The sequence below is a fragment of the Acinetobacter corruptisaponis genome, from assembly GCF_030053775.1.
Classification (GTDB): Bacteria; Pseudomonadota; Gammaproteobacteria; order Pseudomonadales; family Moraxellaceae; genus Acinetobacter; species Acinetobacter corruptisaponis.
The window spans coordinates 3,314,862-3,334,486 of the sequence record NZ_CP125669.1; the positions used below are offsets into that span (position 1 = coordinate 3,314,862).

The 19,625-nt window shown below is 42.8% G+C and carries 21 protein-coding genes and 1 pseudogene; 12 read left to right on the forward strand and 10 right to left on the reverse strand.

Going from position 1 to position 19,625, the window contains the following annotated elements; all coding sequences use genetic code 11:
- Window positions 1-7 precede the first annotated feature (7 nt).
- The 3 genes from QLH32_RS15790 (at window position 8) to QLH32_RS15800 (ending at window position 3,891) form a co-directional block, all read left to right on the forward strand.
- Window positions 8-1,621, forward strand: coding sequence for a bifunctional 3-(3-hydroxy-phenyl)propionate/3-hydroxycinnamic acid hydroxylase (locus QLH32_RS15790; RefSeq protein WP_283266995.1), 1,614 nt, complete (start codon window positions 8-10; stop codon window positions 1,619-1,621).
- On the forward strand, window positions 1,603-2,364 hold the full coding sequence (locus tag QLH32_RS15795; RefSeq protein ID WP_283266996.1) for a 2-keto-4-pentenoate hydratase: 762 nt from the start codon (window positions 1,603-1,605) through the stop codon (window positions 2,362-2,364). The genes QLH32_RS15790 and QLH32_RS15795 overlap by 19 nt, the downstream gene beginning before the upstream one ends.
- A 63-nt stretch (window positions 2,365-2,427) precedes the next feature.
- A complete protein-coding gene (locus QLH32_RS15800) occupies window positions 2,428-3,891 on the forward strand; it encodes an NAD-dependent succinate-semialdehyde dehydrogenase (protein WP_283266997.1) in 1,464 nt (487 codons plus the stop codon).
- Window positions 3,892-3,958: 67 nt separating this feature from the next.
- On the opposite strand, the pseudogene QLH32_RS15805 reads toward QLH32_RS15800, so the two are convergent.
- Window positions 3,959-4,373 (reverse strand): annotated as a pseudogene (locus QLH32_RS15805) (MFS transporter); the annotation flags it as partial.
- A 3-nt stretch (window positions 4,374-4,376) separates the two neighbouring features.
- Window positions 4,377-4,556, reverse strand: a complete 180-nt coding sequence (locus tag QLH32_RS15810; RefSeq protein ID WP_283266999.1) for a hypothetical protein — start codon at window positions 4,554-4,556, stop codon at window positions 4,377-4,379.
- 339 nt (window positions 4,557-4,895) lie between these two features.
- Here QLH32_RS15810 and QLH32_RS15815 point away from each other — a divergent pair, with 339 nt between their 5' ends.
- From QLH32_RS15815 to QLH32_RS15830, 4 genes are all read left to right on the forward strand, one after another.
- Window positions 4,896-5,216 carry a metalloregulator ArsR/SmtB family transcription factor gene (locus QLH32_RS15815; RefSeq protein WP_279959626.1) on the forward strand — a complete coding sequence of 107 codons (321 nt, stop codon included), beginning with the start codon at window positions 4,896-4,898 and terminating at the stop codon, window positions 5,214-5,216.
- 6 nt (window positions 5,217-5,222) lie between these two features.
- A complete protein-coding gene (locus tag QLH32_RS15820; RefSeq protein WP_283267000.1) occupies window positions 5,223-5,696 on the forward strand; it encodes an arsenate reductase ArsC in 474 nt (157 codons plus the stop codon).
- A 7-nt stretch (window positions 5,697-5,703) separates the two neighbouring features.
- Complete coding sequence (gene arsB / locus QLH32_RS15825) at window positions 5,704-6,750, forward strand: ACR3 family arsenite efflux transporter (protein WP_283267001.1); 1,047 nt, start codon at window positions 5,704-5,706, stop codon at window positions 6,748-6,750.
- A gap of 187 nt (window positions 6,751-6,937) precedes the next feature.
- The gene (locus QLH32_RS15830; protein ID WP_004799650.1) at window positions 6,938-7,048 is read left to right on the forward strand and encodes a hypothetical protein; all 111 of its coding nucleotides are present in this window, start codon (window positions 6,938-6,940) and stop codon (window positions 7,046-7,048) included.
- 103 nt (window positions 7,049-7,151) lie between these two features.
- Here QLH32_RS15830 and QLH32_RS15835 read toward each other — a convergent pair whose 3' ends face one another.
- Window positions 7,152-7,889, reverse strand: coding sequence for a metalloprotease (locus tag QLH32_RS15835; protein WP_283267003.1), 738 nt, complete (start codon window positions 7,887-7,889; stop codon window positions 7,152-7,154).
- 83 nt (window positions 7,890-7,972) lie between these two features.
- Here QLH32_RS15835 and QLH32_RS15840 point away from each other — a divergent pair, with 83 nt between their 5' ends.
- Window positions 7,973-8,290: an MGMT family protein gene (locus tag QLH32_RS15840; protein WP_283267004.1), complete on the forward strand. Its 318-nt coding sequence runs from the start codon at window positions 7,973-7,975 to the stop codon at window positions 8,288-8,290.
- A gap of 75 nt (window positions 8,291-8,365) precedes the next feature.
- On the opposite strand, the gene QLH32_RS15845 is transcribed toward QLH32_RS15840, so the two are convergent.
- The gene (locus tag QLH32_RS15845; RefSeq protein ID WP_283267006.1) at window positions 8,366-8,803 is read right to left on the reverse strand and encodes a universal stress protein; all 438 of its coding nucleotides are present in this window, start codon (window positions 8,801-8,803) and stop codon (window positions 8,366-8,368) included.
- A gap of 230 nt (window positions 8,804-9,033) precedes the next feature.
- Window positions 9,034-9,657, reverse strand: a complete 624-nt coding sequence (locus tag QLH32_RS15850) for a CatB-related O-acetyltransferase (protein ID WP_283267007.1) — start codon at window positions 9,655-9,657, stop codon at window positions 9,034-9,036.
- A 262-nt stretch (window positions 9,658-9,919) separates the two neighbouring features.
- Here QLH32_RS15850 and QLH32_RS15855 point away from each other — a divergent pair, with 262 nt between their 5' ends.
- Together QLH32_RS15855 and QLH32_RS15860 are read left to right on the forward strand one after the other, a co-directional pair.
- A complete protein-coding gene (locus tag QLH32_RS15855) occupies window positions 9,920-10,888 on the forward strand; it encodes a TauD/TfdA dioxygenase family protein (RefSeq protein ID WP_283267008.1) in 969 nt (322 codons plus the stop codon).
- A 122-nt stretch (window positions 10,889-11,010) separates the two neighbouring features.
- Window positions 11,011-11,730, forward strand: coding sequence for a Crp/Fnr family transcriptional regulator (locus QLH32_RS15860; protein ID WP_283267009.1), 720 nt, complete (start codon window positions 11,011-11,013; stop codon window positions 11,728-11,730).
- A gap of 80 nt (window positions 11,731-11,810) precedes the next feature.
- Here the strand turns inward: QLH32_RS15860 and greA are convergent, their stop codons facing one another.
- The 3 genes from greA to carA all read right to left on the reverse strand — a co-directional run bounded on the left by greA (window position 11,811) and on the right by carA (window position 16,766).
- Window positions 11,811-12,287 (reverse strand): transcription elongation factor GreA, encoded by a 477-nt coding sequence (greA, locus tag QLH32_RS15865; RefSeq protein WP_267980349.1) that lies wholly within the window; start codon window positions 12,285-12,287, stop codon window positions 11,811-11,813.
- Window positions 12,288-12,378: 91 nt separating this feature from the next.
- Complete coding sequence (gene carB / locus QLH32_RS15870; protein WP_283267012.1) at window positions 12,379-15,612, reverse strand: carbamoyl-phosphate synthase large subunit; 3,234 nt, start codon at window positions 15,610-15,612, stop codon at window positions 12,379-12,381.
- A 14-nt stretch (window positions 15,613-15,626) separates the two neighbouring features.
- Window positions 15,627-16,766 (reverse strand): glutamine-hydrolyzing carbamoyl-phosphate synthase small subunit, encoded by a 1,140-nt coding sequence (gene carA / locus QLH32_RS15875; protein WP_283267014.1) that lies wholly within the window; start codon window positions 16,764-16,766, stop codon window positions 15,627-15,629.
- 360 nt (window positions 16,767-17,126) lie between these two features.
- On the opposite strand from carA, the gene QLH32_RS15880 reads away from it, so the two are divergent.
- The gene (locus QLH32_RS15880; protein ID WP_267980352.1) at window positions 17,127-17,705 is read left to right on the forward strand and encodes a hypothetical protein; all 579 of its coding nucleotides are present in this window, start codon (window positions 17,127-17,129) and stop codon (window positions 17,703-17,705) included.
- Between the two features lie 72 nt (window positions 17,706-17,777).
- On the opposite strand, the gene QLH32_RS15885 is transcribed toward QLH32_RS15880, so the two are convergent.
- Together QLH32_RS15885 and yhbY are read right to left on the reverse strand one after the other, a co-directional pair.
- Window positions 17,778-18,314 (reverse strand): DOMON-like domain-containing protein, encoded by a 537-nt coding sequence (locus QLH32_RS15885; RefSeq protein ID WP_283267015.1) that lies wholly within the window; start codon window positions 18,312-18,314, stop codon window positions 17,778-17,780.
- Between the two features lie 3 nt (window positions 18,315-18,317).
- Window positions 18,318-18,644, reverse strand: coding sequence for a ribosome assembly RNA-binding protein YhbY (gene yhbY, locus QLH32_RS15890; protein ID WP_034423105.1), 327 nt, complete (start codon window positions 18,642-18,644; stop codon window positions 18,318-18,320).
- A gap of 227 nt (window positions 18,645-18,871) precedes the next feature.
- On the opposite strand from yhbY, the gene rlmE reads away from it, so the two are divergent.
- The gene (gene rlmE / locus QLH32_RS15895) at window positions 18,872-19,522 is read left to right on the forward strand and encodes a 23S rRNA (uridine(2552)-2'-O)-methyltransferase RlmE (protein WP_004676658.1); all 651 of its coding nucleotides are present in this window, start codon (window positions 18,872-18,874) and stop codon (window positions 19,520-19,522) included.
- Window positions 19,523-19,625 lie beyond the last annotated feature (103 nt).

The window sequence follows — 19,625 nt, forward strand, 5'->3', positions numbered from 1 at the left end:
AATAGGCATGAAGCAGGAACAAACACAGGTTGTCATTGTAGGTGGTGGGCCAAACGGTATTGCGCTGGCGCATTATATGGGCATATATGGCATTCAGAGCATCGTGCTGGAAATGAATCCAGACATTTTGCCTTATCCCCGTGCGGTGGGCATGGATGATGAAGCCCTGCGTGTATTGCAAACCATTGGTGTGGCGAATGAAGTGGTGAAAGACATGATCCATAATGTGCCATTGCGCTACTACAATGCCCGTGGTGTTTGTTTTGCCGAGGTCAAACCCTCTGTTGCTGACTACGGCTGGCCAATGCGCAATATCTTTATGCAGCAGCTTTTAGAAAAATCCATGCGGGAGATGTTGCAGCAATATCCGCATGTTGAACTGCGTTCAGGCCATGAAATGCTGGACATTTCCCAGACTGATGCACAGGCCACGGTTGAGGTCAAAGACCCGAATGGCGACATTTACCAGATTTCTGCTAAGTATGTGATTGGTGCAGATGGTGGGCGTTCCAGTGTGCGTAAAAAAGTCGGCATACAATTGAATGGTCTGACCCATCCACATAAATGGATTGTGGTCGATGCCGCCCATGATTCGCTGGATGCGCCTTATACCGCCCTGCATGCTGATCCAGACCGTCCATTCGTGTGTATCTATCTGCCTTATCAGCAGCGTCGCTGGGAATTTATGCTGTTTGAGGGTGAAGATGAAGAAAGCATGTGCAAGGAAGACAACATTCGTCAACTGATCCGTAATCATATTGGGGATGCGGTGGATGAACTAGAAATTATCCGTATTCGTGCCTATACCCACAACTCACGGGTTGCCAATCGTTTTGTAGATGGGCGGGTTATCCTGATTGGCGATGCGGCACATATTACCCCACCGTGGGCAGGTCAGGGACTCAATTCAGGCATTCGTGATGTCGGCAATATCGCATGGAAACTGGCTGCGGTATTAAAAGGCTATGCTTCGGAAAAAATCATTGCCAGCTATGACGATGAACGACGTACCCACGCCACAGAACTGGTTGCCTTGGCGGACAATATGGGCATGGTGCTGGGCCTGACCAATCCATTGATGGCAGGGGTACGGGACTGGTTATTTCAGGCCTTTAACAATGTGGATGCGTTGCGTAGCCATCTGGTTGAATTTAAGTTCAAGCCGAAACCCTTTATCCATAAAGGTCTGGTCTATCATCCACGTCCGCATGTCAGGGACACGGATGTGGTGGGGAAAATATTTATTCAACCACAGGTGGAAGATCAACAAGCGCAGAAAGTGAAGTTTGATGAAATCCTTGGGCAATGGTATGCGGTGATTGCATTCCGTAAAGACCCATTGTCCTCACTTTCTGAGCAAACCCGCCAGTTCTGGCAAAGCCGCAACACCCATTTTATTCAGGTCAATCGTGCCAAAAGCGGTTTCAACCGCAACCAGCCTTTGACTGCTTCGGAGCAAGTCATCTGTGTCGAGGATGTAGAACGTAAACTGGAAGACTGGTTTGAAAATGCCCGTGATGAAGTGGTGATTGTCCGTCCAGACCGTTTTATTGCAGCCACCTGTTCCATTGAAAAGCTTGAAGAAACTTTGGAGAAACTGGCATGTCAGTTGATCAATTAACCGAGTTGCAACATCGTTTACTGGATGCCCGTATTGCCAGACATTGTCTGGATGCAACGGAATTTGAATCGGCTGAAATGGATCAGGCCTATGAGATTCAGTCCCAGTTGATCCAGCAATATTGCCATGAAACTGCAAGCACAGTATCTGGATGGAAAGTTGCATTGTCAGGAGCTCTTGCCAAGGCCAAATATGGATTACAACATCCTGTCTATGGACATCTTTGTGCGGATATGCAACTGGCAAATGACAGTTGTATCGAACTTACGCAACTGTACCAGCCTAAACTGGAAGTTGAATTGGCCTTTATTTTAAAGGAAACCATCAGCACTGCTGACTCTACCGATGCCGAGTTGCTGGAAAAAGTCGGATCAATCCGCCCAGCCATTGAGATTGCGGATACACGCTGGCTGAACTGGCAATTTAATCTGGGGCAATTTCTGGCGGACAATTCGGCAGCACAGTTCTATGTGCTGGGCGATGAAGTGGATGTATCAATCCATGATTTAGATATTCATTCACTGATTGAACATGCCAATGTAGAGGTGACTGTCACCACCCAGCCAGAAGATCAACCCATCCGTAACTATCTCTGGCTGGTTCGTACCTTATTGGCACAGCATAAAAGCCTACAAGCAGATGAGGTGATTCTCACAGGTTCAATCATTCGTCCGATGGACTTAAAGGCTGGGCAATATCAGTTTCAGGTGCTTGGACAACAAGTTTCACTAAAGGTCACTTGAATCAATCAGGATTGCTGTTAAAAATAAGAGAAGCTCAATGTTTGACAATAGGGAAACAAGAATATGGCACAGTTGAATGATCACGGTTTATTAAAGTCACAGGCATTGATCAACGGTCAGTGGCAGGATGCAATCTCTGGTCAGACCCTAAGCGTGACCAATCCCGCGACAGGTGCAAGCATTGGTACTGTACCCAAAATGGGCAAACAGGAAGCGCTGGATGCGGTTGCGGCGGCTGAACAGGCATTGCCATTGTGGCGTAAAAAAAGTGCCAAGGAACGTAGCAAGATTTTACGTCAGTGGTTTGACCTGATCATGCAGCATCAGGATGATTTGGCTTATATTCTCACTCTGGAACAGGGTAAGCCCTTGAGTGAAGCCAAAGGTGAGATTGCTTATGGTGCAGCCTATATCGAATGGTTTGCCGAAGAAGCCAAACGGGTGTATGGCGATATTATTCCCTCAAATGGTTCTGATCAAAAGATTCTTGTGAATAAGCAACCGATAGGCGTATGTGCGGCAATTACCCCGTGGAATTTTCCCAATGCCATGATCACCCGCAAGGTTGCGCCAGCGTTGGCGGCAGGTTGTACCATCATTGTTCGTCCAGCTTCGCAAACCCCATTATCTGCTTTTGCGATTGCAGAGCTTGCCTTGCGTGCAGGTATTCCAGCAGGGGTATTTAATGTCATCACAGGTGGTTCCACCGAAATTGGTGAAGTGCTGACCACCGATGACCGAGTGCAGAAGTTTAGTTTCACAGGTTCAACCGAGGTGGGTAAAAAGCTGATTGCTCAATGCGCCTCAACAGTTAAAAAAGTATCTATGGAACTGGGTGGCAATGCACCATTTATTGTGTTTGATGATGCCGATCTTGATGCTGCGGTAAAAGGCGCGATTGCCAGCAAATTCCGTAACGCAGGCCAGACTTGTGTCTGTGCCAACCGTATTTATGTGCAGTCAGGGATTTATGACCTGTTTATAGAAAAACTCTCTGAGGCGGTAAAACAGTTCAAGGTCGGTAATGGCATGGACGCTGGGGTGGACTTTGGCCCAGTAATTGACAGTGCAGCCATGCAGAAAGTGGAAGAACATATTGAGGATGCAGTCAGCAAGGGCGCTCAGGTGGTGCTGGGTGGAAAACCCCATCTTTTGGGCCAATTGTTCTTTGAACCAACCATTGTCAAAGATGTTACCGCTGACATGAAAGTTGCCAAAGAAGAAACCTTTGGCCCTTTGGCACCGATATTTAAATTTGAAACTGAGGAGGAAGTGGTGGGCTACGCCAATGATACCGAGTTTGGTTTGGCATCCTATTTCTACACTCAGAATTTAGGCAGGGCAATGCGTGTTTCCGATGCGCTGGAATACGGCATGGTGGGACTGAATACAGGGATTTTGTCCAATGAAGTCGCGCCGTTTGGTGGGGTCAAGCAGTCAGGTCTGGGACGTGAAGGCTCTAAATATGGCATTGAGGATTATCTGGAAATTAAATATGTGTTGCTGGCTGGTTTAGAGAATAGATAAGGATTGTATCATCCAGTTTTATGAGAGGAAAAATATTAAATTTTCCTCTCAGTGCTATTCAGGTCTTGATGGGAGGTAGGAACGGTATGGTTTTAACTTGCCAGAGTAGGGCAATGGGAACAATACAAAAGAAAGCACCACGCCAACCAATCATTGAACTCAAAAAAACTGCCTAATGGTGCTGCAATTGTGGTGGCTAAGGCATTGCCGCCGTTTAAAAGTCCCAATGCTTTTGGTACATTATTGAAAGGCACCAGTCGCATCATAATAGCTGTGGACATTGACCAAAAACCACCAATCACAATGCCTAGAGTTGCCCGTCCCAACATAAATAAAATGGAGTTGTGGGCAAAAGTGATAATGATTCCAGACAGTATCATCAGTAAAGTCAGCCCCAACATCACGGAACGGCGATCCCATTTTCGAGTAAATTTGCTAATGGTCAAACTGGTCATGACGGCAAGAATCCCTGAAATTGCAATCGCTTATCCGACCTGTCCCTCAGTCATCTTGAGGTCAAATGCAATCGGTGTCAGCAAACTTACGGGCATAAACTCAGAGGCGATCAGAACCGCGCAACATAGAGACATCACGATCACTGCACTCCATGTAGGCGTACTCGGCCTTAGATCGGTTGTAGATTGTTTCTCAATAGAAAAAGACATACATATCCTGCTTTAAAAAGCATTTAGAATTTGGAGCTAGAAAGCAGGACACACTAGCAAATCACTAGGTTGTGAGTTAGGTGCCTTTATTGAATAGAGTCATGAATTATCTGCATGAATAGATCAAGAAAGTTGTCATCGATAGGAAATAAATCAATATATGGAATTGCATATATATGTTAAAACGTATATAAAGATGTAAATAGATCGAGTCTAGTATTTATACAATACGTCTATTTATTAAAAGATTGACCATTCATACAAAAGTGGCGATCAAAAAATTTAGTGGTTTATCTTATATATATGCTTATCTATATATCCAAATAAATGGGAGTGAATATGGATCAGGTGACTTTCTTTAAATGCTTGTCAGATGAAACCCGTCTTAACATTGTGACTTTAGTTGCTGAAAATAAAGAGCTGTGTGTCTGTGATCTGACAGAAAAGCTACAACTGAGCCAACCCAAGATTTCAAGGCATCTTGCCTTGTTGCGTGCTTCAGGATTGTTGCAGGATAGGCGACAAAGCCAATGGGTGTATTACAGCATCAATTCACAGTTGCCAGCGTGGTGCCATGACATTTTAACGATCTTGGTTGCTCATCCACCAAAAAACCTCTCTACATTAGCAGCATGTCATACCCCAAATTATTGTGAGTAATCCATCATGAAATTTCTTTTTTTATGCACTGGAAACAGTTGTCGTAGCATTTTGTCTGAAGTGCTGTTTAACAGTCGCGCACCTGAAAGTTGGAAAGCGTACAGTGCAGGCAGCAAACCCTCTGGACAGGTACATCCATTGACCATTGAAACTTTGCAGAACCTAGGGCTTTCGACCGATGGTTTGTGGAGTAAAACCATTACTGACTGTGAGCAATATCAGCCTGATGTGGTGATCACTGTTTGTGATTCAGCAGCTCAAGAGGCTTGTCCGCTTTATTTAGGTGGAGCGATCAAGGCACATTGGGGATTGGCTGACCCATCGCATTTAGATCTACCGAAAGAGCAAAAGTTACAGGCATTTCAGATAACAGTAGACCACATCAATCGCCGTTTAGATGCTTTATTTGCATTAGATACGGCAAATATGACCCGTCCTGAATTGATTGCTGCAATCAATCAAATCTCAAACATCGAATGAGAATGTCATGGTTCAGCAAAGACTGTCATTTTTAGATCGTAACCTGACGCTATGGATTTTTATTGCGATGGGGTTGGGGATTGCAATCGGTGTGTTTTTACCTCAAGCTTCCATTACTTTAGACAAAATGAGTGTGGATTCTGTCAATATTCCAATTGCGATTGGCTTGATTCTGATGATGTATCCACCTCTAGCCAAGGTGGACTATGCCGCTCTGCCACAAGTGTTTAAAGATAAGAAAACCTTAACTTTATCGCTGGTACAGAACTGGCTGATTGCACCCGTATTGATGTTTGCATTAGCCATTATTTTTTTGCATAGCTATCCAGAATATATGACAGGGCTTATCCTGATTGGTTTGGCCCGCTGCATTGCTATGGTGCTGGTCTGGAATGGCTTGGCCTGTGGTGATAACCAATATGTTGCGGCATTGGTGGCATTTAACAGTATTTTCCAGATTCTGTTCTTTAGCAGTTACGCATGGTTGTTCCTGACATTTTTGCCACCACTTTTTGGAATTGCAGGACAAGTCATCCATGTCGATTTTTGGACCATTACCCATGCAGTATTGGTGTATTTGGGGATTCCATTTTTCCTTGGCTTTATGACACGATTTACTCTCGTTAAAGCCAAAGGTTTGGATTGGTATCAAAATGTCTTTTTACCCAAGATCAGCCCACTCAGTTTGCTCGCACTTCTATTTACCATTGTGGCAATGTTCAGCCTAAAAGGTGGTGATGTGGTGAGCTTACCCTTGGATGTTCTGCGTATCGCAATCCCACTGACCATTTACTTTGTGGTGATGTTTTTCATCAGCTTCTTTATGAGCAGGTGGTTAGGTAATGACTATTCTAAAACCACAGCAATCTCTTTTACGGCTGCTGGCAATAATTTCGAGCTGGCTTTGGCGGTTGCAATTGCCACTTTTGGCTTGGCTTCACCTGTTGCGTTTACAACAGTAATCGGGCCTTTGGTGGAAGTTCCTGTATTGATCTCACTTGTGATCGTCTCGTTGTGGCTAAAAAAGAAGTATTTTCCCGATGAGTCGAGTTAAATATAGTTTCAAAAATAATATTTCTGCTGATCGGGCAAAACCATTTTTTGTTATCCCAAGGCAGAATTTTTATAACAGATCAGTTTGGCTGAACTGATCTGTTATATTTTTTTAAAGGTATTTTGTGTCTATTCTTGTTTTGTATATTCATCCAGAATCTAGCTTAGACAAGATTTGGGAGCTGAATATGAGTTTTTTAAAAAAGAAAAATAATGCCGCTTTTGTATTCTTTATCATCACACTTTACGCATTTCTAGGCTTTGGACTCGGCTTTATCATTTGGGAATATGTTTTATAAGATAGGGCATGATCTCTCTGGGCTGATTGTTATGAGTTAATCAATGGCATTGACAAGCTAATCGTCAAGTCTTAATCGTACAGAACTGATCGTTATCGTTGAGTTAGTATAATAGGCCATAGCTCTCCATAATTTTTGAATATTGTTCCCGATTAAAGCCAAGATTCCTTAAACCGCCACTTCCCAGACCACAGTCATAACTGCTCATGATATTGGTCGGAGTCTTTTTAGTGGCATTGGGGGAGCAGACATGGTTTAAACCAAATGCATGGCCCATTTCATGTGGAGTGGCGGCCTGAGTCTGGTAATTTAGCCGTTCCCAGTCAATCAGGATAAAAGGCTGTCCCTGATTTCGAAAACCCCAACTGGTAATGTCATTATATTTCAGCTTCTCAGTGTAGGAGTCATAAATAATAAACAGCACTTCCTTGTGTTTTCTACGTGGAAAGCATTGTTTTACAGCCGCAGGTATGCGATCTGTCACAATGGGTTGAGGCTGGTTAAGAAGATTGGCCAAATCGCAGTGACGCTTACTGAAATTCTGATAGGAATAGTAGCGATAAGGCTTGAACCTGAAGATTTTATTATTATTTTCATCAACAAAATATTGATTCAGGATTTGAATCTCTTTCATCATCTGTGCTGTATGATCAAATTCTCTCGCCTTTGGGTTGTTTGTTGTAAAAACAAAGCTTACATGCACAACAGGTAGGTTTAGATTTTCTTCTGGGCGTGGGGGAGCGGAGTATCTTTCAAGCTCAGTATAGTTTTTATTTGAAGTGCTACAGGAAATACAGAGTAAGGCGGCAAGAGAAAAAGGAATAATATTCTTATTCAACATAATTTATCCTCTGGTTTTATCTCGTTGTTATTTCTTATTTTGTACAATCAGATTGATCATAGCAGAATTTTAGGCTTTCTTTTATGCAAGATACCAATGAACTACATCGACAAATTCTGGAAGTGATTGCCCTCATTCCATATGGGACAGTGGCAAGTTATGGACAAATTGCCAAACTCGCAGGATTGCCTAAACATGCGCGTTTAGTGGGTTATGTTTTAAAGCATTTAGATAAGGAAAGCCAGATTCCGTGGTATCGAGTGATTAATTCACAGGGAAAAATCAGTGTCACCCGTATGGATGAGAAAGGAAATAATGTCCAACAGGATTTACTGGAAGCAGAGGGCGTGTACTTACTGAATGGTAAAGTCAGTTTAAAAAAATTTGGCTGGCAGCCTTGAGCAAATATTTCTAGCTCAATAATTTGAATCAAACAGGTATTAGACCAATGTTTTGATCCAATACCTGAATGGAATTTAACGAACAATCAACACTGGAATATGGCTTTCACCCAATACCTTTTGCGCTACACTACCTAAAATAAATTTCTTAAATCCTGTCCGTCCATGTGAACCCATAATAATCAAATCCGCACCCAGATTTTGAGCAGCATTGATGATCTCTTGAGGTACAGAAAAACCTTCCAGAATTTGAGTTGCAACCGTTAAGCCCAGCTCTTCAAATTTCTTCTCGGCTTTTGCCAGATTTTCTTCCACATAACCACGAACACGCTCAATTAAATCATTGCTTTGACCAAATCGAACATAGGTATCGGCTAAATATGGGTCCAATGCCATCACCTCAACCACAGTAATTTCACTGTTGAGCGCTTTGGCAAGTTGAGCTGCTTGCTGAATGACATTGACCGAAATTTCTGAGTCATCAATCGCAACGAGGATTTTTTGATAAGTCATGTTTATTACTCCTTATTATTCCATTTTAAGATTCAGCAGGTTTATAAATATTTGTATAAAATAAGATCTATATTTTTATGGTAACCCTATTCTTGAAAGAATAAAACCTAGTATTTTTATAGGGATAGAGAATTTACTTATCTGTATTTAGGAAAAATGGTTAAAATAAAATTATGTGAAATTTCTATGAATATGAGAAGTACAGGATATCAATAAGTTATCTTCATCATTTATAAGTTTTCTTGAAGAAAACTCTTTAGATGATCAATATTATCTGTTTGTAACAGTTCACGTATTTTTAAAAATTGCCTTTCATCTAAATCATAAAGTTTGAGTGCAAGCAGTTTTTCTATATCTTGTGGAGAAAAGCGGTACTTCATTACTTTGGCGGGAACACCAGCAACAATCGCATAGGGTGGTACATCCTGGGTAACCACAGCACCTGTTGCGACCACTGCTCCTTCACCAAGTTTTACTCCCTGCATAATCATGGCGCGACTGCCAATCCAGCAACCATCTTCAATGATGGTATCTCCAGCAGGCAAAAAACTACGTGTATCAAAGGGAAAGGTTGAAATCCAGTCTGGTCGATGCAACTGATTGCCACCCATCATAATCACACATTCGGCCCCAAAGCAGACAAAGTTGCCAATATAAAGCTGGTCAATCGGTTTATCTGGTGTGGAGGCTTTGTCATGTAGATAACGCACCACACAACGCTCAAAACCCTGATCCCAATAGGCTGAATAATAAGAATAATTACCCTTGATATGAATATTGGGATTCTTCACTGTTTTAGAAATAAATTCGAATTCACACCAGTGTTTGACAGGAGAATTAATTGTGTTGGGCATAGAGCATTAGAAAAATGAAAGGGCTGGATGCTGATCATTAAAATTTTAGGCCTAGATTCAAAAATAATGAAAGCAGGGACAAAATTTACCTGATTCAGGTTTGAATAGGGTTATGAAAAAAACGATAAAGTTTAGCATTAATATTCCGTAAAAGTGTTAACTCTTTTACAGACTGCTTCCTCTGCATTAAAACATACTTGGCTGGTGATTTTATTTCATAAAAATATTTATTTGAATTTATCTCCATAGAGGAAATAACGATATGAGCCAGTTAGACATTACTAGCCAGAAAAAGCCGAAATATGATTATCAGCATATTCAGGTAAAACCTGTCACAGGAAGAATCGGTGCGGAAATTTCGGGTGTGGCACTCAGCGCAGCGTTAGATCAGGACGTTGTCAACGAAATCAATCAGGCATTGCTGGATTATAAAGTGGTGTTTTTTCGTGGACAGCAGCATCTGGACGATTTAGGGCAGGAAGCCTTTGCCCGATTGTTGGGAGAACCCCTGAATCATCCAAGTGTGCCAATCAAGGGCGGTACTAAACACACCCTAGCGATTGATTCGCGTGATGGGCGTGCCTCATCATGGCATACTGACATTACCTTTCTGCCAAACTATCCGAAATACACCATTTTAAAAAACGTGGTTGCACCTGATGTTGGTGGTGATACCGTTTGGGCAAATACCACAGCAGCTTATGAAGACTTGACACCAGAACTGAAAACGCTGGCAGAAAGCCTGCGTGCAGTTCATACCAATGTTTATGATTATGCCAATAAGGCAGCTTCAGCGGCAGAGTCGGAGGGTCGTAAACTGTTTACCACTGCCGTTGAGATTGAGACTGAGCATCCATTGGTACGTGTACATCCTGAAACGGGTGAAAAAACCTTAGTGCTGGGGCATTTCTTTAAACAGTTTAGTGGTCTGAACAATGAAGATTCACGTCTGCTGTTTACTTTATTCCAGAATCATATTGTACGCTGGGAAAATGTCGTGCGCTGGCGCTGGGCAGCGGGTGATGTGGCAATTTGGGATAACCGCGCCACACAACACCGCGCAATTGATGACTATGGCAGTGAGCTGAGAATTGCTTCACGCGTTACCTTGGAGGGTGATATTCCTGTTGGAGTGGATGGTCGTCCAAGTAAAATCATTAAAAATGTGGTCAATCAGGATATTAGTGAACTAAGAAAAGATGAGGGACGGATTTATAAAAAAGTTTCTTAGCCATAAGCCAGTCTTGCCTTGGGAAATTCATAAAAATGGATAAAATTAGTGAAAAATAATCGTTTGTTTGTATAAGCAATGGACCTAGTATTTTGTAGATATTAGGTCCCTTTTGAATAAATATGCTTGCCATTGGTAATGTCTCCAACGCTAGACAAAGGCTGGAATTGATTCTGGAGCAGGATGATGTCTTTAAGGCATTTGCTTCTGATACCCAACAATTACTATTGCAGCAGGTCTCTTTTCGCCGTTTTCGATTTGGACAGTTGATTTTGAGTCATCAGCAGACGGTGGCGGATATCTATGTTTTGCTAAATGGTTCTTTACAGGTGGGCTGGTTACAGAATAATGGACAGCTTAAGGTAGTGAATTATACAGCCAACTATTCAGCTTTTAATCTGGTGTCATTTTTGCAGAAAAAACCTGTCAATTATGATTTTTTTGCAGTGGAACAGGTCGATATTGCGGTCTTGTCGGGACAGATTTTTTTAGAACAGTTACAACAGCAGCCACAGGCAATGTGGCAGATTTTACAATTGCTCAGCCAGCGTATGTATAGCCTGTTTGAGCAGTCCAGATATACCCATACCGCCAATTCTACCCAGCATATTGCCTACTATCTTGAGCAGCTTGCCAGACAATATGGCAAGGAAAGCAATAATCGCTGTTCCATTCGCCTACGGATGACGCAACAGGATTTTGCTGAGTTATTTGGTATTTCAAGACAGACCTTGGCAAAAAAACTGCAACCATTTTTAAGGCAGGGTATCCTGGAATGGAATTATAGCCAGATCCATATTCTGGATATTCAGCAACTTAGACAGTTATGCAAGTTGGAATAAGACTTTATAATTAAAGCGATATTTGTAAAATATAAAAAACAAAACCCCTCAAATTGAGGGGTTAAGATTATGTAGGAATACTACAGGTATTCCACACTGATAATTTCGTATTCAACTTCACCTTGCGGTGTCTGAATTTTTGCCTCATCACCCTCGTTTTTGCCTAACAGGCCACGGGCGATTGGGGAGTTAACGGAGATTTTATTGATTTTAAAATCTGCTTCGTCATCACCTACGATCTTATAAGTTTTACGCTCTTCTGTGTCCAGGTTCTCGATGGTGACAGTCACACCAAAAACCACACGGCCTGTTTGCTCAAGTTCCTTAACATCAATCACCTGACAAGCGCCAAGCTTTCCTTCGATGTCCTGGATACGGCCTTCACAGAAACCCTGTTGTTCACGGGCTGCATGGTATTCAGCATTTTCCTTGAGGTCACCGTGTTCACGGGCCTCAGCAATCGCCTGTGTGATGCGAGGGCGGTCCACTGTTTTTAACTGTTGTAATTCTTTCTCTAAGGCAGCCTTGCCTTCAGGAGTCATTGGATAACGTTGCATTTTAGTCCCCTCTAAATTGGTTGGGAAAATACAGGATTAAAAAAAGAAAAAGCCCGCCACCGATAAGGTGGCGGGGCTTATCGGTACAGAATTAACCTACAGTTTGTAAATCTTGCAAGCGGTAAACATCCATTGGCAATTTCACGGCAAATGCTTGGCAAACCGCCTCTGCGCCATTGATGGTCGTGGTGTAATACACTTTGCCTTGTAGGGCAGCACGACGAATCATTGCAGAATCATATTGAGCCTGTTTGCCTTCAGTGGTGTTGACAATAAGATGAATTTCACCATTTTTCAAGCGGTCAACAATATGTGGACGGCCTTCGGTGACTTTATTCACAGATTCACATTCCAAACCTGCTTCTTTAAGCACGCGATAGGTACCACCTGTTGCAACCAGTTTAAAGCCATACTGGATTAACTGCTTGGCAATGTTTGCAATGTATTTCTTGTCCGATTCACGAACTGACAGGAATGCATGCTTCACTTCACCTTCAGTCGGCAAGCCTGGTAAACGTTCATTTGAGCCAAGTACAGCCTTATAGAAAGCTTCACCAAATGTTGTACCAACACCCATCACTTCACCTGTAGACTTCATCTCAGGCCCAAGCATTGGGTCAACACCCTGGAATTTAGCAAACGGGAACACCGCTTCTTTCACTGCAAAGTGGGTCGGAATGATTTCCTTGGTGAAACCTTGCGACTCAAGTGATTGACCCGCCATACAGCGTGCCGCTACTTTTGCCAAAGACTCACCAATACATTTCGATACGAAAGGTACAGTACGGGATGCACGTGGGTTCACTTCAAGGATGTAAATATCATCACCCTTTACGGCAAACTGAACGTTCATCAAACCGACAACGCCAAGCTCTTTTGCCATGGCAACAGTCTGACGGCGCATTTCGTCCTGAACTTCCTGTGAAAGCGAGTACGGTGGAATTGAACATGCTGAGTCACCAGAGTGAATCCCTGCCTGTTCAATGTGCTGCATAATCCCGCCGATCACCACATCTTTACCGTCAGATACGCAGTCCACGTCAACTTCAGTTGCATCGTCAAGGAAACGATCCAGCAGGACAGGGGCTTCATTCGATGCCTGAACTGCTTCACGAAGATAACGTTTTAACTCATCTTCGTTATACACGATTTCCATTGCACGGCCACCCAATACATAAGATGGACGAACAACCAGTGGATAGCCCACTTTAGCCGCTTCTGAAATACCTTCTTCAGCAGATTTGACAATGCTGTTGTTTGGTTGGCGAAGCTGTAGACGTTGAATCATTTGCTGGAAACGTTCACGGTCTTCTGCACGGTCAATCGCATCAGGTGAAGTTCCAATAATTGGTGTACCTGCTTCTTCCAAGGCACGCGCCAATTTCAAAGGAGTTTGACCACCGTACTGTACGATCACGCCTTTTGGCTTCTCGGTACGAACGATTTCAAGGACATCTTCAAGTGTTACAGGCTCGAAGTACAAACGGTCAGATGTGTCGTAGTCAGTTGAAACCGTTTCAGGGTTACAGTTGACCATGATGGTTTCATAACCATCTTCACGCATTGCAAGGGCAGCGTGTACACAGCAGTAGTCAAACTCAATCCCTTGACCAATACGGTTAGGGCCACCACCAATCACCATGATCTTGTCACGGCTGGATGGATTGGCTTCACATTCCTCATCGTAAGTTGAGTACATATATGCCGTACCAGATTCAAACTCGGCAGCACAGGTATCAACACGTTTGTAAACTGGGTATACACCCAGGTTCCAGCGATGCTTACGGAATTGCTTTTGTGAAATACCCATCAAATCGGCAATACGCAGGTCAGATAAACCTTTACGTTTAAATGCACGAATGTTATCGACATTTAAATCGCCAAAACCTAAAGTTTTGATTTGATTTTCAGTTTTTACGATGTCTTCGATCTGGATCAGGAACCAGCGGTCAATCTTGGTTGCTTCAAATACGTCATCTAAAGAGAAACCGTGGCGGAATGCATCTGCCACATACCAGATACGCTCTGGGCCTGGCACTTTAAGTTCTTTTAAGATAACGTCTTTGGCATTGGCTGTACCCGCTTCAACTTTTTCATCAAAGCCACTTACACCCACTTCTAGACCACGAAGTGCTTTTTGAACCGATTCCTGAAAGTTACGGCCAATCGCCATGACTTCACCCACAGATTTCATCTGAGTGGTCAATACAGGCTCAGCTTGTGGGAATTTCTCGAAGTTAAAACGAGGGATTTTCGTTACAACATAGTCAATGGATGGCTCAAAAGATGCAGGAGTAATGCCGCCAGTGATGTCATTTTTCAACTCATCAAGGGTATAACCCACCGCAAGTTTCGCAGCGATTTTCGCAATTGGAAAACCTGTTGCCTTGGATGCAAGTGCAGATGAACGAGAAACACGCGGGTTCATCTCAATCACGACCATACGGCCATCTTTCGGGTTGATACCGAACTGAACGTTTGAACCACCTGTTTCCACACCGATTTCACGAAGAACCGCAACCGATGCATTACGCATGATCTGGTATTCTTTGTCGGTCAAGGTTTGCGCAGGCGCAACCGTGATCGAGTCACCTGTGTGTACGCCCATTGGGTCGAAGTTTTCAATCGCACAGACGATGATACAGTTGTCGTTTTTGTCACGAACAACTTCCATCTCGTATTCTTTCCAGCCAATTAAAGATTCATCAATCAATAATTGTTTGGTTGGTGAAAGATCAAAACCACGTTCACAGATTTCAATAAATTCTTCTTTATTGTATGCGATACCGCCACCAGAACCACCCATGGTGAATGATGGACGGATGATCACTGGAAAACCGAAACGGGACTGGATTTCCAGCGCATGTTCCATGCTTTCAGCAACATCGGCACGAGGACATTCCAAACCGATCTTACGCATGGCGATATCAAACAGTTTACGATCTTCTGCTTTTTCAATCGCTTCTTTAGATGCGCCAATCAATTCAACATTATATTTTTCTAAAATACCGTTGGCATCGAGTGCAAGTGCACAGTTTAATGCTGTTTGACCGCCCATGGTTGGCAGAACCGCATCTGGACGCTCTTTTTCAATGATCTGTGAAACTGTCTGCCAGGTGATTGGCTCAATATAGGTTGCATCTGCCATTGAAGGGTCAGTCATGATGGTCGCTGGATTCGAGTTGACCAAAATAACACGGTAGCCTTCTTCACGAAGTGCTTTACATGCTTGCGCACCTGAGTAGTCAAACTCACACGCCTGACCAATGACAATAGGACCAGCACCAATAATTAAGATGCTTTTAATATCCGTACGTTTAGGCATTATTCGCTCCTTAATTACTTCTTAGCTGCTTCAATCAGTTCGATGAAATGATCGAACAATGGCGCACAGTCATGTGGACCAGGGCTGGCTTCAGGGTGACCCTGGAAGCTGAATGCTGGTTTGTCCGTACGATGAATACCTTGGTTTGTACCATCAAACAGTGAACGGTGTGTCACCTTTAAGTTTGTAGGTAAAGTGCTTTCATCGACAGCAAAGCCGTGGTTCTGCGAAGTGATCATCACTGTACCATTCTCAAGGTTTTGTACAGGATGGTTCGCACCATGATGTCCATGATTCATTTTCATGGTCTTTGCGCCAGAAGCGAGTGCCAAAATCTGGTGACCCAAACAAATGCCAAATACTGGCAGGTTTGTGGTTTCAACAAGGGTTTTCACCGCTTCAATCGCATAGTCACATGCCGCTGGATCACCAGGACCATTTGACAGGAATACCCCATCTGGATTCAAGGCAAGCACTTTTTCAGCAGGGGTTTGTGCAGGAACAACAGTCAATTTACAACCACGGTCTGTCAGCATACGTAAGATGTTGGTTTTGACACCATAATCGTATGCCACAACATGATATTTTAATTCAGGTTGGGTAAAGCCCTGACCTAAAGCCCAGGAACCCTCGGTCCATTCAAAACCTTCAGGATCACAGCATTCTTTTGCGAGGTCTAAACCATTTAAGCCGCCGAATGCACGCGCTTTTGCAATGGCTTCTTCTTCTGTAATATTTTCGCCAGCGAGGATACAGCCATTTTGCGCGCCCTTGTCACGTAAGATACGGGTCAATTTACGTGTATCAATATCACCGATGGCAACAACATTGTGTTGTTCCAGATATTCGCTCAGCGATTGTTCAGAACGGAAGTTGCTGTGTAATAAAGGGAGATCACGAATAATCAAACCATTCGCCCATACCTTATGGATGCGACCTGATTCAACGTCTTCACTATTACAGCCAGTATTTCCAATATGAGGATAAGTCAGCGTCACAAGTTGTTGTGCGTAACTTGGATCAGTCAAAATTTCCTGATAACCAGTCATGGCGGTATTAAAAACGACTTCACCAGTCGTACTACCCGATGCACCGATAGACGTTCCTTTAAAGACCGTTCCATCTGCGAGGGCTAAAATGGCGGGGGTGCTCAAACCAAAGCTCCTGAACTAAAACCACAAAAATAGGGCTGTAAAAAAGCGAGTAGACATAAAAAAAGGCAGGCTGTCTTAAAAAAACATGCCCTCCTTCTGGTCTGCTCGCTTGTAACTTAACAGCGCATTATACGCATGAGTAGGTGAAAAGTCTATGTGTTTTGTCTATTAAAGTCAGGAATTGGTGTTTTTCTTTTATAAGTTTAAATGGACAGGTGTCTATTGCAAAATCAGTCATTCTTATAAATATATCATGAGATATTATGCAAATTGTCTAACAATTTTTTAGGGCTTTAGGTAGAAAGGGCTTTATCTTATATATAGCCAAAAAAGCAACAATCAATATAGAGGGGAATCAAAATGGCTGAAAATCAAACTGCAACAACTGTAACTGAAGAAGTGAAAGGAACAGTCGTGGCAAAAACTGCGAAAGCTAAAGAAGTTGTAGCAGAAAAAACGGCTGAGGTAAAAGAGGCTGTTGCTGAGAAAACGGCAAAAGCGAAAGAAGTCGTTGCTGAAAAAACCGCTGAAGTGAAAGAAGTGGTTGCAGAGCAGACAGCAAAAGCGAAAGAGGTGATTGCTGAGACTCAGGAACAGGCGAAAGAAGTCATTGCTGAAACTCAGGAAAAAATTGAAGCTGAAGCAAAAGAACTCAATGATGCTGTTCAAAATCAGTTTGCACAAATCAAGCAAGACATTTTACAGCGTATTGAAGTGATCAAGGCTCAGTTTAACTTGTCTCAAGAAGACCTGGTTGAATTTAAGAATGCCTTGAAAACTGAGTTAAACGCTTTAGTGGAAGACTTAAGCAAAGTCAGCAAAGAACTGAAAGATGACATTAGCCAGATTTCAGTAAAACACAAAGACACTTTGACTGAGAGCTTTAAACGTACCAAAGAACAGGCAGTTGAAGCTTGGAATAAGGTGCGTGCAAGCTAAGTAATCGCTTGCCAATAAAAAAGCGAGAATTGAGTTCTCGCTTTTTTTGTTTTTTAGACTTATTAAAAAAAGTTAAAACTGATGCAGCCAATCCCGTTTGTTATGGAAATCGGCCTGAGGGCTGCTATGCTGCATTGCAAAGTAATGCGTGCCTTGAGTGGTATTTAACACTGCGGTTAAACCAAGATACAGGTCAGCCCATTTCAATTTATTTTGCTGCATAAACTGGGACAAATCCAGACTGACATTTAAGCCATAGTGAGTACGCTGTAAATGGTTCAACTCAATATCATAGGCAGCTACGGGCGGCATATTTTCAGGAAAGCGATATTCTTCAAATTGATAGGCCTGCCATGCCTGAGAGGGGGAGAGATTGATTTCACGATAGAAATCCTCATCTTTCACACCAATAAAAATCTCAAAGCAGGTCTGTTCCCATAAAAAGTCACGGCGGGGGTGTGCCGAAACCTGATCGGGATAAATCAGAAACTGATTTGGGTCACGCACCCAGAAACCAACATTCACAGTTGCTGGTGTTTGCTGCTCAATCGCCCCAACCACCGTAATGGCGTTAAAGCGATCAAAAGCCGACAATTCATAACTTGCCATTGCTTACTTATTACTGAGGTGAGCAAAACGAACGAGGTTGGAAAGATGCTGGTTTTGTTTGGCTGCCTTTTTATAAAGCAAAACAATTTTACCAATTTTCTGTACCGATTCCGCCCCAGTTGCCTCAACAAGGGCATCAATCACTGCCGCACGCGCATCACGGTCTTCACCCGCAACTTTCACCTTAATCAGTTCATGGTCATTTAGCGCACGATTCGTTTCTTCAATGACGTTTTCTGTAAGACCTTGGCTACCAACCATTACAACTGGGTTAAGTGCATGACCAATTTGACGTAAACGCTTACGTTCATGGATAGATAAAGCCGCCATTAAAAATACCTGATTTGAAAAACGACCTAGTATAGCCTGCATCCCAAACCTAAGATAGATTCAGCAGGCAGACTGATCATAAATATTCAAGAAACTGTTGAAATAACCAATGATGTTGATCGAAAAAAATCTGTAAAAGTTCGTGTGATTACGCTACATCCGTACTGTAATGAGAGTAATTTTCACGTACAATGACCAATCAGAAGTGTTTTGAAATTTAGTGAGTTATGGCGACACGCATTACCAATCAAAAATTGTCTAAAAGCAGTCGTGCGTGGATGAGAGAGCATCTGGATGATCCTTTTGTTAAAAAGGCGCAGAAAGAGGGGTATCGCGCACGCGCAGCATATAAGTTACTCGAAATCCAAGAAAAATATAAACTGATTAAACCTGGCATGACGGTTGTCGATTTGGGCGCGGCGCCTGGTAGCTGGTCACAGATCGCAGGTAAGCTGGTCGGTGCCAATGGTTTGGTGATTGCATCCGATATCCTGCCAATGGATGCGCTTCCAGATGTGACCTTTTTACAGGGTGATTTTAGGGAAGAGGAAGTCTTCGAAAAATTGTTAAATATTTTAAATGGCCGTCAGGTAGACATTGTAATTTCTGATATGGCCCCCAATACATCAGGTAATAGGGCTGTCGACCAGCCACGCCAAATTTATTTGTGTGAGTTGGCACTGGATTTTGCTCAGAAAGTTTTAGGACCAAATGGACAGTTTGTGGTTAAGGTGTTCCAGGGTTCAGGATTTGATGAGTTTAGAAAACAGGTGGTTGATGGTTTTGATGTATTAAAAACAGCCAAACCTGCGGCGTCACGCGCTCGGTCAAAAGAGGTTTTTTTGATTGGACAGGGTCGTAAAAAGGCATTGCAATAAAAAGTGTACTTGCCAAGATGTTAAAAATTGTGCATTTTGTACCTTTTAAGTTTTTTGCAACGCAAATTCATTGCTGTTTTTGTGAAGGTCAGCCAAGATTAGG